Raw genomic sequence first — 13179 nt, forward strand, 5'->3', positions numbered from 1 at the left:
GGGAGCACCCGGATGTGCCGGAGCCCGGTCCGCGTGCTGCGGGCCGGGCTCCGGACGGGTCAGCGGGTTGCGGGCGGGCTCAGGCCCGACCGGCGTGGCTGGCGAGCTGGTCGAGGCCCTGGATGATGCCGCCGGCCAGGTCACCGCCGCCGAAGGACGCCACCATGGACAGCGCGGCCAGCTTGACGTACGTGTCGGGGATGCGCTTGCGGGCGTACCGGCCGGTGACGACCTCCAGCTGGCGCTGGTTGGGCGACACGGCGATCAGCACCGACCTGTCCGGCTCGGCGAGCTGCCGGTGCAGCCGCTCGGCGTGCTCCCGGACCGGCTCGTCGAGACCTCCGACATAGACCGAGAAGACCAGGCCGCTGCCCTGGTCGGCCAGGCGCAGCGCCTCGTCGATGCGCAGCAGTTGCCGGGTCGAGAACGGCCCGTCCAGCACCTCGGGCGGGGTGCCCGTACCGGCCTGGTCGACCTGCTCACCAACGGTCACTTGCGCCTCCGGTTCCACCGGCCGGCGCCTCGATGCCGGCCTGCTGCTGCTTGTGGCTGGTCAGCGCCGGTGCCTGGGCGCCGGCGGCCAGGGCGGTGCCGGCCGAGTCGGCCAACTGCTCCGGGCGGCCCAGGAACCAGACCGGCGTGAAGTCGAAGCGTCGGCCCGGCCGGTAGCGCTTGGCGCCGCCGGCGCTGCCGTGGTTGGCGGCGAAGACCAGCCCGACGATCACCAGCACCACCGCCGCCGGGATGCCGACGAAGATCAGCAACGTGTCAGTGACAGACAATCCCAACGCCCCCAGGCGGTAAGAGAGACCAGAGCTTCCGGGTCGGGTGGACGATCGTGACAACGGGCTCCCGACTCCGCTGCCATTCACGTTAGCGGAGCCGACGCCCCGCGAGCCTGCGGGGTGCCGATCCCATCTGTCACTCCAGTGTTCCAGCGGCCCCGCGATGGCGACGAGTCGGGTCGAACCGGTCCCATCCTGCCGGTTCGGCACCCGATCGCGCCGGGACGACACGACCGGCACGGGTGTGGCGTGCGCCCCATATTCCGTCTGACATGACCCGGCCGGGATTGCCGGTCTCGGTGCCGGGACCCGGAGGATGGCCCGTACCGATCGGACGTTTTCGATCGATTCCGGTCCACCCACCCGCAGGGAGCCCCCGTGCAACCCGTGCCCGCCCTCCACGCCCACCCCGCCCGGCCCCGGTCCCGGTCCCGCCGGCCCTGGCCCCGACTGGTCACCCGCCCGCTGCTCGCGCTCGCCCTGGTCGGCGGCAGCGCGGTCGCCGCACCCGCCGCGACCGCCGCACCCGTCGACAGCCGGACGGTCGCAGCGGTCGCCGCCAATCCCTACGAGCGGGGCCCCGCCCCGACGACGGCCAGCATCGAGGCCACCCGGGGCCCGTTCGCCATCGCCCAGAGCACCGTCGCGGCGTCCGCCGTGAGCGGGTTCCGGGGTGGCACGATCTACTACCCGACCAGCACCGCCGAGGGCACCTTCGGCGCGGTGGCGATCTCCCCCGGTTATACCGCCAGCCAGTCCAGCGTCGCCTGGCTCGGCCCCCGGCTGGCCTCGCAGGGCTTCGTGGTGATCACCATCGACACCCTCTCCGTGTACGACCAGCCGGCCTCCCGGGGCACCCAGCTGCTCGCCGCGTTGGACTACCTGACCGGCAGCAGCGCGGTGCGGACCCGGATCGACCGCACCCGACTCGCGGTGATGGGGCACTCGATGGGCGGCGGCGGCAGCCTGTCGGCGGCGAACACCCGGCCCGCGTTGCAGGCCGCCATCCCGCTCACCGGCTGGCACACGGTCAAGAACTGGTCGTCGGTACGGGTGCCGACGCTGGTGATCGGCGCGGAGAACGACTCGACCGCCCCGGTGGCCTCGCACTCGGAGCCGTTCTACACCAGCCTGCCGGCGAGCCTGGACAAGGCGTACCTGGAGTTGAACGCGGCCGGTCACTCCGCGCCGACCTCGCCCAACGTCACCGTGGCGAAGTACAGCATCTCCTGGCTGAAGCGGTTCGTCGACGACGACACCCGCTACGAGCAGTTCCTCTGCCCGGCGCCCCGGGGCAGCGCGATCCAGGAGTACCGGGACACCTGCCCGCACTCCTGACCGCACACCGGCCGGTCCCGTCGCCCCGCCCGGCGGCGGGGCCGGCCCGTGGACCGGACGCGGTGCCGTGGCCCGCCGCGAGCGCGGGCCGCCGGGGTCACATCGCGGTGCGGGCCGACCACAGTTCGGGGAAGACCACCCGGGACATACTGCGCTGCAACCAGGCCAGCCCGGCCGACCCGCCGCTGCCCACCTTGGCGCCCATGGTGCGCTGCACGGCCTTGACGTGGTTCCAGCGCCAGTCGCCGAACTGCTCGGCCACGTCGGCCAGCGCGTCGCCGAGCTGCCGCAGGTGGTTGTCCGGGCCGTCGTCGTCGTAGACCGCCACCCAGGCCGCCTCGACCCGGGGATGCGGCAGGTGCTCGTCGGCGACGTCCCGGTCGAGCAGCTCGGCGGGCAGGTCGTGACCGTGCCGGCCGAGCAGGGCGACCACCTCGTCCCAGAGGCTCGGCTCGGCCAGCGCGGCGTGCAGTTCGTCGTAGACCTGGGTCTGCCGGCGGAAGGGGCGGATCAGCGCCGGTTCGCGCAGCCCGAGCAGGAACTCCAGCTGGCGGTACATCGCGGACTGGAAACCGGAGCCCTCACCGAGCAGGTTGCGGAACCGGTTGAAGTCGGCCGGGGTCATCCAGCGCAGTCCGCGCCAGGCGGCGTTGAGCCCTTCCAGGTGCAGGGCGGCGCGGCGCAGCGGGGCGAGCGCCGGCCAGACCCGGTCGGCCCGCAGGTCGTCCCGGGCCTGGCGTAGCTCGTGGCAGGTCAGCCCGAAGTACAGCTCCATGATCTGGCTGACCATCAGGAAGGACATCTCCCCCGGGTCGCTGCTCAGCGGCTGCTGGAGGGTGTGCAGGGTGCTGGCGTGCACGTACGCGTCGTAGGGCACCCGGTCGGCGAACTCCAGGGTGGGTTCGCCGCCGTTGCGGGCGGCCCGGGCGCTGCGCTGCTGCGGGGTGACCGGGCGCACCGCCGGGGTGGTGGCGCGCGCCCGCAGGTCCGTCTGTTCCACCGTCTCGCCTCCTCCGATGCCTTGTCCGACATGATCTCCCGACGGGCCGGGGCGGTGGAATGCCGCTTTGACGGAGCTGAGCGACTTCCACTTCACGAACGAAAGGCACTTCGGCGGATCAGCCTGCCGAAGATAAGGTCGGTGCGTGGACGAGATGGACTGGGCCCTGCTGCGCGAGTTGCAGGCCGACGCGCGGCTGTCGTACAGCGAGTTGTCCCGGCGGGTGCACCTGTCCCCACCTGCGGTCGCCGAGCGGGTCCGGCGACTGGAGGAGTCCGGCGTGATCACCGGCTACCACGCCCATGTCGACCTGGCCCGCGCCGGCCGACCGGTGGTGGCGCTGATCCGGATGTCCTGTTACGGCTCGCGCTGCATCCTGCACGACCCGCAGGTCGTCGACTGGCCGGAGATCCAGGAGATCCACCGGATCACCGGGGATGCGTGCAGCGTGCTCAAGGTCGCCGCCGGCTCGATCGGGCAGTTCGAGGCGGTCATCGACCGACTCGCCCCGTACGGGCAGCCCTCCAGCACGATGGTGCTGTCCAGCCCGTTGCAGTGGCATCCGGTCACCCCGCTGCCGCCCACCCCCGCCCCCGGGCGGGCCTGAGTCCGGGTTTGCCCCCGGGCCAGCGGGAATGCAGGTCCGCACACCCGTCGCAGGATTCCGGCGAATCGTCGCCGGGAGGGGGGAATCATGCGGGGGCTCACTCTGCACCGTCGTGCCATCCACGCCGTACTCACGATGTTCGCCCTGGTCGGGGCATTCGTCCTGATGGCGGCCCCAGCGGCGCGGGCCGGCGAGAACACCTTCGTCGAGGTCACGCCGAACAGCGCGCAGGCCGGCACCCGGGTCACCGTCCGGGCCAACTGCGACAACGCCAACAACCAGCAGGCCACCGTGCACTCGGACGCCTTCGGGCGGGTGGTGCTGCGCCCCGGCAACGGCTTCCTCACCGGTGCGGTCACCATCCCGGGCAACAAGCAGGCCGGCGACTACCCGGTCGACCTGCGGTGCGCCAACGGCAACACCGCCTCCACCATGCTGACCGTGCTGAACATGGCGCAGCCGAGCAAGGGTCCGGCGACCGGCGGCGGTGGCATGGCGGGCGACCGGGGTGCCGGTTCGCTGCTGCTGGTCGGCGGGCTGGCCGTGGTCGCCGTGGTCGCCGGGCTCGGCGTCTTCGGCGGCAACCGTCGGCGGACCCGGCCGGGTTCCTGACCGCCCGCCGCCATGGCCCGTACCCGTCACCGTCGGCCCCGGCCGAGCGGCAACCGGATGCGGGCGGCGGCCCGGCGGACCGGGCGGGCCGCCACCCGCTGCCGCCGGGCCGCCGGCCGGGCCGCCGCCCGCGCCTGCCGGACCGCACGCCGCCTCCGCCGGGTGGCCGTCCGCTTCCGCCGGGTGGCCGGGCAGGCGTTCTCCGCCAGCGTGACCACCGCCGACCCGGTCACCCAGACCGGTCCGGTACGCCCGGTGCCCCGGCAACCGGCGTTCGGCGGCCGGTTCGCCGGCACCGGGCCGGGCCTTCCGGTGCTGGCGATCGCCGCCGTGATGCTGCTGATCGTGACGATGCTCGGGGTGGAACGGGTCACCGGACTGAGTGTCCTGCCGGACCGGTTCATCGCCGGCCTGCGTCCACCACCGAAGAAGTTCCCCGTGCTGTCGGGGAGCCCTCCGACGCAGATCGCCATCTCCCGGCTCGACCTGCGCGCCCCCGTACACCAGGTCGGCATCGCCGCGGACGGCAGCATCGCCGTCCCGGACGCCACCCGCGCCCAGGAGGCCGGCTGGTACGACCAGGGCCCCACCCCCGGCCAGTACGGCCCGGCGGTGATCGTCGGGCACGTGGACACCACCACCGGGCCGGCGGTCTTCCACGGGTTGAAGGAACTACGCGACGGTGACGAGATCGAGGTGACCCGCGCCGACCGTCAGGTGGCCGTCTTCACGGTCGACGAGGTGCAGCGGTACGGCAAGGAACGGTTGCCGACCGACCAGATATTCGGCGACTTCAGCCGCCCCAACCTGCGGTTGATCACCTGCGGTGGCCGCTGGGTCGGCGGCGCGACGGGCTACGCCGACAACGTCGTGGTCTATGCCACCCTGGTCCGGGCCCACTGACCGGTCGGGCAACCCCGGTCAGGCGGCCTCGGCCTCGCGCAGCGGGTCGCGCAGGTCCAGCCAGTCCGCCCAGCGGGGGTCCGGCGCGCGGTGGCCGAGCACCCGCCAGGCGTTGCCCTTCGGTGCCGCCGGCAGGCTGTGCAGCCGCCAGCCCAGCTCGGCGGGGGTCTTGTCGCCCTTGGTGTGGTTGCACCGGGCGCACGCGGCGACCACGTTCTCCCACGCGTGCCGACCACCCCGGCTACGCGGGAAGACGTGGTCGATGGTCTCGGCCGGCCCTCGGCAGTAGGCACACCGGCCACCGTCGCGGGCGAAGATGGCCCGGCGGGACAGCCCCACGTGGGTGCGGTAGGGCACCCGGACGAAACGGGTCAGCCGCACCACCGAGGGGACCGGTAACGCGTCGTGGGCGCTGTGCAGGATGCCGTCGCCGTCGGCGACACAGACAGCCTTGGCGGTGAGCACCAGGATCGCGGCCCGACGCACGGACACGACGCACAGCGGCTCGTAGGTGGCGTTGAGAACCAGCGCGCCGGAGCCCACCGTGGGTCGTATGTCAGGCATCGTGCTCACCCTCCCGGTCCAGCCGCTCCCACCGCTGGCTGCGCCGGTCGACCCCCGGGCAGCCGAGGGCCACGACCGACTCCGGCGGGATCACCGTCGTCCGTTGACGCCAATCGTCCCTGATCGGACCCCGTAATGCACGCACTAATCCGGGGTACCCGCGGAACCCTCCGCACGGTGTAGGAAGATGTCCGGTTCGACGTCGTACGATCATGGGCCGGGACTCCCCGGTGGGCCGGCCGTCGGCCGCCGCACCCGCTGCGGTACTAAGACAGGGTGAGCGCCCTCAGCCTGTCGACCGTCGTCCCGTCCGCCGCACCGAGCCCGGCGCCGAGTGGCAGCCCGGGGGCCGGGAGCGGCTCGGGTGCCGACTGTCTGGGCAGCACCTCCTGCGAATACCTGTACCGGCTGACCGGGTCGGCCTGGTTCGCCGAGGGCAGCTACTGGATCCTGCTCAAGCCGCTGCGGGTGGTGCTGATCCTGCTGCTGGCGTTCGTGGCCCGCTGGGCGCTGCACCGGACGATCGACCGGCTGGTCCGTACCACCGCGCACGGGTCGGTGCCCACGTTGCTGCGTCCCCTGCGGGAGCGGGTGCCGACGGCCGCGCTCGATCCGACCGAGTTCGTCCCCGAACGGCGTCGCCAACGGGCCGAGGCGATCGGTTCGGTGCTGCGCAGCATGGTCACCGCCTTCGTCTTCGGCATCGCCCTACTGATGATCCTGCGCGAGTTCAGCTTCGACCTGGCCCCACTGCTGGCCAGCGCCGGCATCGCCGGGGTGGCCCTCGGCTTCGGCGCGCAGAGTTTGGTGAAGGACCTGATCGCCGGGCTGTTCATGCTCATCGAGGACCAGTACGGCGTCGGTGACACGGTCGACCTGGGCGAGGCGACCGGGGTGGTCGAGTCGGTGGGGCTGCGGGTCACCACGGTCCGCGACGGGCGCGGGGTGCTCTGGTACATCCGCAACGGCGAGATCATCCGGGTGGGCAACAAGAGTCAGGGCTGGGCGCTGGTCGTGATCGACCTGCCGATCGGGTTCGCCGGCACCGAGGAGGCCAACGCGGTCCTGCGCACGGCCGCCGCCTCGGTCGCGATGGACCCGGACCTGGCCCCGGAGATCGTCGAGCCGCCCGAGGTGCTCGGGGTGGAACAGGTCACGGTCGACGGTGCGGTGCTCCGTACGGTGGTCAAGACCACTGCGGAGGGGCAGTTCGCGGTGGGCCGGGAGTTGCGCCGCCGACTCGCCGAGGCGCTGGAGAACTCGGGCATCACCGCGCGGATCGCCGCCGCCCGGCTCTATCCGGGACTGCCCCCGATGGGCACGACCACCTTCCCGGCGACCCCCGCCGGCTCCGGGCCGGCCGGCACCGGCCCGGCAGCACCCACCACCACCGGCCCGGCAGCACCCACCACCACCGGTCCGGCCGGGTCCGGCGGCACCGGGTCCGGCGACCGGACCTGACGACCACCGGGAAGCCGTCCGGCGGGCCCGGACCGGATCAGGGTCGGGGTCCACAGTGCCGGTCGACCGGTCGGGCAGGTCTCGCGGCACCTGCCCGACGGGGCGGATCGTGGGCTCCGCCCCTGGTGGACACACCTCCACCCGGTCGGCACCACCGTGCACACCGGCCCGAAAGTCGGGGCTCGCCTACCGGCCGGCCCCTCGGGTATCGTCCGTTCGTTCAGTCGGGGATGCGACGATCAATCCGTTCGCCCTAGTCAGTTGTCAGACGATCGGGCAGAATCCGGTGCACGCGTTCCCGGGAGCGTGATCACGTCATCGCTGATCCGCGAATCTGACGACGGGGCCCCGCCGGGCCATCACAAGTGGCCGGTGCCGGGGCCCGATGGAGGCGACGGTGTCCGACGATCGACCGGCCCCGGACCAACCGGCCACCTTCCGTGAGGTGTTCGGGCGGGCCGAGTTCCGAGCGGTCTTCACCGCCAGCATCCTGTCCTGGGTCGGCGACTACGTCGCCAAGGCCGCGGTCACCGTGCTGGTCTACCAGGAGAGCCGGTCAGTCGCCCTCTCCGCCGCCGCGTTCGCGGTCAGCTACCTGCCCTGGCTGGTCGGTGGTCCGCTGCTCGCCGCCCTCGCCGAACGCTACCGGCACCGGCAGGTGATGGTGACCTGCGACGTGATCCGGATGGTACTGACCGCCCTGATCGTGCTGCCCGGTCTGCCGGTCTGGGCGATCCTGGCTCTGCTCTTCGCCGCCACCCTGGCCAATCCACCCGGCCAGGCGGCCCGGTCGGCGCTGCTGCCGGCGATCCTCACCGGCGACCGCCTGGTGCTCGGGCTGTCGCTCAACGCCAGCGCCGGCCAGGCCGCGCAGGTGGTCGGTTATCTGGCCGGCGCGGCGGTCGCCGCGGTCAGTCCGACAGCGGCGCTGCTGCTCAACGCGGCCACGTTCGGCCTGTCGGCCCTGATCGTCCAGTTCGGCGTACGGGACCGTGAGCCCGCACTGAGCGCGGCCCACCGGACCCATCTGCTGCGGGAGACCGGTGAGGGCTTCCGGATCGTGTTCGGCACCCCCGTCCTGCGGGCGATCAGCCTGCTGGTGTTCAGCGCGATGCTCTTCTCGATCGTGCCGGAGGGACTGGCCGCGGCCTGGGCCGGGGAGCGCTCCGGCAACGGCCTGAACTCCGGTGCCGCCCAGGCCGTCATCATGGCGGCCAACCCGGTCGGCTACATCGTCGGCGGGTTGCTGGTGGGGCGGTTGGTGTCACCCGGCGGCCGGCTCGCCCTGATGCGCCCGCTGGCGGTGCTCGCCCCGTTGGCGCTGGTGCCGGCGCTGCTGAATCCTCCGCCGGTGGTGGTCGCCCTGCTCGCGGCGGCCTGCGGCTTCGCGGTCGCCGGGCTGATCCCGACCGCGAACGGCCTGTTCGTGCGGGCCCTGCCCAACGGCTACCGGGCCCGCGCGTTCGGCGTGATGGCGACCGGGATCCAGGTGATCCAGGGCGGTGCGGTGCTCGCCACCGGCCTGCTCGCCGACCGTTTCTCGGTCCCGGTGGTGGTCGGGGTGTGGAGCGCCGCCGGGGTGGTGCTGATGCTGTTCACCGCGTTGCACTGGCCGGACCGCACGACGGTCGACGCCGCCGTGAACGCCGCCGACCGGGCCAACGCCGGCACCGGCAGGCCCGCCGAGGACCGGCCCGACAGCACGGCGACACGGCCCGGGGAGCGGGCCCCCCAACGGCACGCTGTGACGTGATCGGCCGGCGGGCGGCGGCCGTGGCACCGGCACACCTGGCAGGATGAGAGGGTGACCTCCGCAGGCGAATCCCGGCCCGTTCCGCAGGCGACCCTCTTCGACGCGGTCGGTGGTGAGCCCACCTTCCGCAGGCTGGTCGACAGGTTCTATGCCGGTATCGCCGCCGACCCGCTGCTGCGTCCCATGTACCCGGAGGGCGACCTCGGGCCGGCTGCCGAGCGGATGACCCTGTTCCTGATGCAGTACTGGGGCGGCCCGAACACCTACTCCGCCCAGCGGGGGCATCCCCGGCTGCGGATGCGGCACGCACCGTTCCGGATCGGGGCGGCCGAGCGGGACGCGTGGCTGAGCCACATGCGCCGGGCGGTGGACGAGTTGGCGCTGCCACCGGAGCTCGCCGCCACGCTCTGGGACTACCTGGAGCGGTCGGCCTACTTCATGGTCAACGTGATGGAGGACCCGGCCGCCCGGTGAACCGACGGGGGGGCGGGTCCTCCGGTCGCCCGTCAGAGCAGGGCACCCTCGTCGTGCAGCCAGTCGACGAAGGTGGTGGCCACGGCCGCCCCGCAGTCCAGCATCTCCACCAGCAGCGCGTCGTGCGCCCCGGCGCCGAGCGGCACCTGCAACTCGGCGTAGATGGGCAACTGGCCGCGCTCGGTCGGGTCACCGATGTAGGCCTTGCAGAACCGGCGGGTGTGGTTCCACTCGTTGACCACCCGGTAGGCCCGGTCGGCCCAGTCCGGCGGGACGGTCGCGTGCGGACGGGCCCGCATCACCAGGATCTCGTCCTCCGGGCCTTCGAGGGTGACCAGCACCGCGTGCCGCTCCCACATGGCCAGCAGGTTGCCGTCGCCGTCGGCGAGGTAACGCACGTCGAGCAGGTCGAGTGCGTCGCACACCCGGGCCAGGGTGACCGGTGCCACGGAGACGGGTCGGTCGGTCACCACGGGCCGCTCGGTGTTGGGGCAGTCCTCCGCCGGTTGGCGGGGAGCCGGTGGCCCCACCCGGGGGCTGTCCACCGAGATCCCGCTTCGAGTTTCCGTGTCGCCGCCAGCGGCGGGACCAGGGCGCCATGACCACCACGGCATCGCTCGCGCACCTCACTCCCCAGCGGATCCAATCGCCTACGGTGCGTTGGATCCGAGGATGGACGGTACCCGGACAGCCGGGTTGAGACACCCCCCCAACGGCAGCACCAACCCGGAAGAATGAGCCGGGGTCATACTTTCGGCTGATCCCGCGCCGGACGAATTGCGAGATCCGAAACTTTCCGCGACCAGGCGGCTCCATATGGTCCCACCAGGCCGACCCACCGGCCCGCCACCCGCACCTGGACCTCCTGCGCCCCGGTCACCTCGGCCGGGCCGAGGAAGCCCATCCGGACCACACCCTGCACCAACCGCTGGGTCACCTCCACCGGCTCGGTGGGGTCGGCGTCCGGCGTGACGGTCACCGCGACATGGTCGAGCAACGCGTCGCGCAGCACCCGCTGCCCCACCGCTCGGCCGCGTACCCCCTCGGCGGCGGCCGTGCGCAGGGTGCCGGCCGCGGCTTCGGCGATCCGCCGCAACCCGGCCGCGGGCAACACCTCGACCGGTCGACTCGCCCCCGGCGGCAACGGCCAGCGCCACCGGTCGTCGCGGCCGGGAGGCAACGCGGCGTCGGCCGCCGCCAACCGGGCCAGCAACTCGGCCGCCACCACGGTCACGTCGGCGGGGGCCAGGCCGGCCACCGTCCGGACCACCAGCACGTCCCACGGCAACCGGGCCCAGAGGGCGGTACGGCCGACGTCGGGCAGCGGGCGTAACCGGACCACCGTGGCCGGGTCGAGGCGCACCAGCCGGGCCAGGAAGGCTCCCGCGTCGGCGGCACCGGCCAGCCCGTGCCCGGGCCGGACGGTGGACCCGCCGTTCACGCCGCCCCGTCGGTCAGCGCCCACGACTCCAGGAAGGCCCGTTCGTCGTCGCTGATCCGCCGGGGTCGCTTCTCGACCAGGTCGAACGGGACCAGCACCGAGCGGGCGGTGCTGGCCAGCACCTCACCGTCGTACAGCTCGTAGGCGACGGTGAACGAGGCGGCCCGGATGCGCTCCACCCACAGTTCGATCCGGACGGTCGGCGCGGCCTGGGCGGTGGCCCGACCGAGCGCGTAGTCGACCGGGCGCAGGTAGTCGACCTCGTGCCGGCGGATGACGACCCCGTCGGCGAACGAGCCGACCCCCCACGCCTTGCCGCCGGCGAACATCAACGCCACCCGCGCCTCCTCGTACAGGGTGAGGAAGCGCGAGTTGTTGACGTGGCCGTACGCGTCCAGGTCGGACCAGCGCAGGGTGCAGTGGTAGACGAAACGGTCCGCCATGCTCAGTCGCGGGTCAGCTTGCGGTAGGTCACCCGGTGCGGGCGGGCCGCCTCGGCGCCGAGCCGGTCGATCTTGTTCTTCTCGTACGCGTCGAAGTTGCCCTCGAACCAGAACCACTTCGACGGGTTCTCGTCGTCGCCCTCCCAGGCCAGGATGTGGGTGGCGACCCGGTCGAGGAACATCCGGTCGTGGGAGATGACCACGGCGCACCCGGGGAACTCCAGCAGCGCGTTCTCCAGGCTGGACAGCGTCTCGACGTCCAGGTCGTTGGTCGGCTCGTCGAGCAGGATGACGTTGCCGCCGATCTTGAGGGTGAGCGCCAGGTTGAGCCGGTTGCGCTCGCCACCGGAGAGCACCTTGGTCGGCTTCTGCTGGTCGGGCCCCTTGAACCCGAAGGCGGCGATGTACGCCCGGGACGGCATCTCGACCTTGCCCACCATCAGGTAGTCGAGCCCGTCGGAGACGACCTCCCAGACCGTCTTGTCGCCGTCGAGGCCCTGCCGGTTCTGGTCGACGTACGACAGGGAGACGGTGGGGCCCACCCGGACCTCGCCGTCGGTCGGCTGCTCCAGCCCGACGATCGTCTTGAACAGGGTGGTCTTGCCGACGCCGTTCGGGCCGATGATGCCGACGATGCCGTTGCGCGGCAGCGAGAAGGACAGGTCGTCGATCAGCAGCCGGTCGCCGAAGCCCTTGCTGAGGTGGTTGGCCTCGATCACCGTGCTGCCCAGGCGCGGGCCCGGCGGGATCTGGATCTCCTCGAAGTCCAGCTTACGGGTCTTCTCCGCCTCGCTGGCCATCTCGTCGTAGCGGTCCAGGCGGGCCTTGGACTTGGTCTGCCGGGCCTTGGCGTTGGAGCGGACCCACTCCAGTTCCTCGGTGAGCCGCTTCTTCATCTTGGCGTCGCGGCGACCCTCGACGGCCAGCCGGGCGGCCTTCTTCTCCAGGTAGGTGGAGTAGTTGCCCTCGTACGGGTAGGTCCGGCCGCGGTCGAGCTCCAGGATCCAGTTGGCCACGTTGTCGAGGAAGTACCGGTCGTGGGTGATCGCCATGACGGTGCCCGCGTACTTGGCCAGGTGCTGTTCCAACCAGGAGACGCTCTCCGCGTCGAGGTGGTTGGTGGGCTCGTCGAGCAGCAGCAGGTCGGGGGCCTCCAGCAGCAGCTTGCACAGGGCGACCCGGCGACGCTCCCCACCGGAGAGCTGGGTGACGTCGGCGTCCGGCGGCGGGCAGCGCAGCGCGTCCATGGCCAGTTCGAGCTTGGAGTCGACGTCCCAGGCGTCGAGGTGGTCCAGCTCCTCCTGGAGCCGGCCCATCTCCTCCATCAGCTCGTCGGAGTAGTCGGTGGCCATCTGCTCGGCGATGGCGTTGAACCGGTCCAGCTTGGCCTTGGTCTCGGCGACCGCCTCCTCGACGTTGCCGAGCACGGTCTTGCTGTCGTTGAGCGGGGGCTCCTGGGCGAGCATGCCGACGGTGTAGCCGGGCATCAGCCGGGCCTCGCCGTTACTCGGCTTGTCGAGCCCTGCCATGATCTTCAGCAGGCTGGACTTACCGGCGCCGTTCGGGCCGACCACACCGATCTTGGCCCCCGGCAGGAAGTTCAGCGTCACGTTGTCGAGCACGACCTTGTCGCCGTGCGCCTTGCGCGCCTTTTCCAGGACGTAGATGAACTGGGCCACGGTGCGGGCTACCTCCGTCGATTGCTGTCGCCTTGGACGGCGGCGCGGCGCGGGCTGCGACTTCGCCCGCCGCCGCCGGCCGGGGGCCGGCCACGCGCACGCCACCGTCAATCCTGACA

The 13179-nt window shown here is 72.4% G+C and carries 14 protein-coding genes and 1 pseudogene; 7 read left to right on the plus strand and 8 right to left on the minus strand.

Translation table 11 applies throughout. The features are described from left to right. Positions 1-79 precede the first annotated feature (79 nt). On the minus strand, positions 80-493 hold the full coding sequence (locus tag ACQP2H_RS24505; RefSeq protein ID WP_145921345.1) for a DUF5130 family protein: 414 nt from the start codon (positions 491-493) through the stop codon (positions 80-82). Next, positions 480-782, minus strand: coding sequence for an aa3-type cytochrome oxidase subunit CtaJ (ctaJ, locus tag ACQP2H_RS24510; protein WP_433229041.1), 303 nt, complete (start codon positions 780-782; stop codon positions 480-482). The genes ACQP2H_RS24505 and ctaJ overlap by 14 nt, the downstream gene beginning before the upstream one ends. 453 nt (positions 783-1235) lie before the next feature. Between ctaJ and ACQP2H_RS24515 the strand changes: the two genes are divergently transcribed. Continuing rightward, complete coding sequence (locus ACQP2H_RS24515; RefSeq protein WP_374197578.1) at positions 1236-2123, plus strand: alpha/beta hydrolase; 888 nt, start codon at positions 1236-1238, stop codon at positions 2121-2123. A gap of 97 nt (positions 2124-2220) precedes the next feature. On the opposite strand, the gene ACQP2H_RS24520 is transcribed toward ACQP2H_RS24515, so the two are convergent. Then, positions 2221-3123 (minus strand): tryptophan 2,3-dioxygenase, encoded by a 903-nt coding sequence (locus ACQP2H_RS24520; protein WP_219464344.1) that lies wholly within the window; start codon positions 3121-3123, stop codon positions 2221-2223. A gap of 145 nt (positions 3124-3268) precedes the next feature. On the opposite strand from ACQP2H_RS24520, the gene ACQP2H_RS24525 reads away from it, so the two are divergent. The 3 genes from ACQP2H_RS24525 to ACQP2H_RS24535 all read left to right on the plus strand — a co-directional run bounded on the left by ACQP2H_RS24525 (position 3269) and on the right by ACQP2H_RS24535 (position 5245). Next, on the plus strand, positions 3269-3730 hold the full coding sequence (locus ACQP2H_RS24525; protein WP_208570459.1) for an Lrp/AsnC family transcriptional regulator: 462 nt from the start codon (positions 3269-3271) through the stop codon (positions 3728-3730). Between the two features lie 87 nt (positions 3731-3817). Then, entirely contained in the window at positions 3818-4342 is a 525-nt protein-coding gene (locus ACQP2H_RS24530; protein ID WP_255597709.1) for a hypothetical protein, read from the plus strand. A gap of 57 nt (positions 4343-4399) precedes the next feature. Further along, a complete protein-coding gene (locus ACQP2H_RS24535; RefSeq protein ID WP_433233665.1) occupies positions 4400-5245 on the plus strand; it encodes a class F sortase in 846 nt (281 codons plus the stop codon). A gap of 18 nt (positions 5246-5263) precedes the next feature. Here ACQP2H_RS24535 and ACQP2H_RS24540 read toward each other — a convergent pair whose 3' ends face one another. Further along, positions 5264-5809 (minus strand): HNH endonuclease, encoded by a 546-nt coding sequence (locus ACQP2H_RS24540; protein WP_208570457.1) that lies wholly within the window; start codon positions 5807-5809, stop codon positions 5264-5266. Positions 5810-6085: 276 nt separating this feature from the next. Here ACQP2H_RS24540 and ACQP2H_RS24545 point away from each other — a divergent pair. The 3 genes and pseudogenes from ACQP2H_RS24545 to ACQP2H_RS24555 form a co-directional block, all read left to right on the plus strand. Continuing rightward, a pseudogene (locus ACQP2H_RS24545) lies at positions 6086-7153 on the plus strand (mechanosensitive ion channel family protein); the annotation flags it as partial. A 502-nt stretch (positions 7154-7655) separates the two neighbouring features. Beyond that, entirely contained in the window at positions 7656-9023 is a 1368-nt protein-coding gene (locus ACQP2H_RS24550; protein WP_208570456.1) for an MFS transporter, read from the plus strand. 51 nt (positions 9024-9074) lie between these two features. After that, entirely contained in the window at positions 9075-9497 is a 423-nt protein-coding gene (locus ACQP2H_RS24555) for a globin (protein WP_357534907.1), read from the plus strand. Between the two features lie 32 nt (positions 9498-9529). Here ACQP2H_RS24555 and ACQP2H_RS24560 read toward each other — a convergent pair whose 3' ends face one another. The 4 genes from ACQP2H_RS24560 to ettA all read right to left on the minus strand — a co-directional run bounded on the left by ACQP2H_RS24560 (position 9530) and on the right by ettA (position 13060). Further along, complete coding sequence (locus ACQP2H_RS24560) at positions 9530-10111, minus strand: YbjN domain-containing protein (RefSeq protein WP_208570454.1); 582 nt, start codon at positions 10109-10111, stop codon at positions 9530-9532. Positions 10112-10242: 131 nt separating this feature from the next. Beyond that, positions 10243-10962 carry a hypothetical protein gene (locus ACQP2H_RS24565; protein WP_219464346.1) on the minus strand — a complete coding sequence of 240 codons (720 nt, stop codon included), beginning with the start codon at positions 10960-10962 and terminating at the stop codon, positions 10243-10245. Continuing rightward, positions 10935-11381, minus strand: a complete 447-nt coding sequence (locus ACQP2H_RS24570; protein WP_208570452.1) for an acyl-CoA thioesterase — start codon at positions 11379-11381, stop codon at positions 10935-10937. The genes ACQP2H_RS24565 and ACQP2H_RS24570 overlap by 28 nt, the downstream gene beginning before the upstream one ends. A 2-nt stretch (positions 11382-11383) precedes the next feature. Then, positions 11384-13060, minus strand: coding sequence for an energy-dependent translational throttle protein EttA (ettA, locus tag ACQP2H_RS24575; RefSeq protein ID WP_219464347.1), 1677 nt, complete (start codon positions 13058-13060; stop codon positions 11384-11386). Positions 13061-13179: the final 119 nt, after the last annotated feature.

It is taken from the genome of Micromonospora sp. CA-248260, assembly GCF_050942205.1.
In the GTDB taxonomy this organism is placed as follows: Bacteria; Actinomycetota; Actinomycetes; order Mycobacteriales; family Micromonosporaceae; genus Micromonospora; species Micromonospora antibiotica.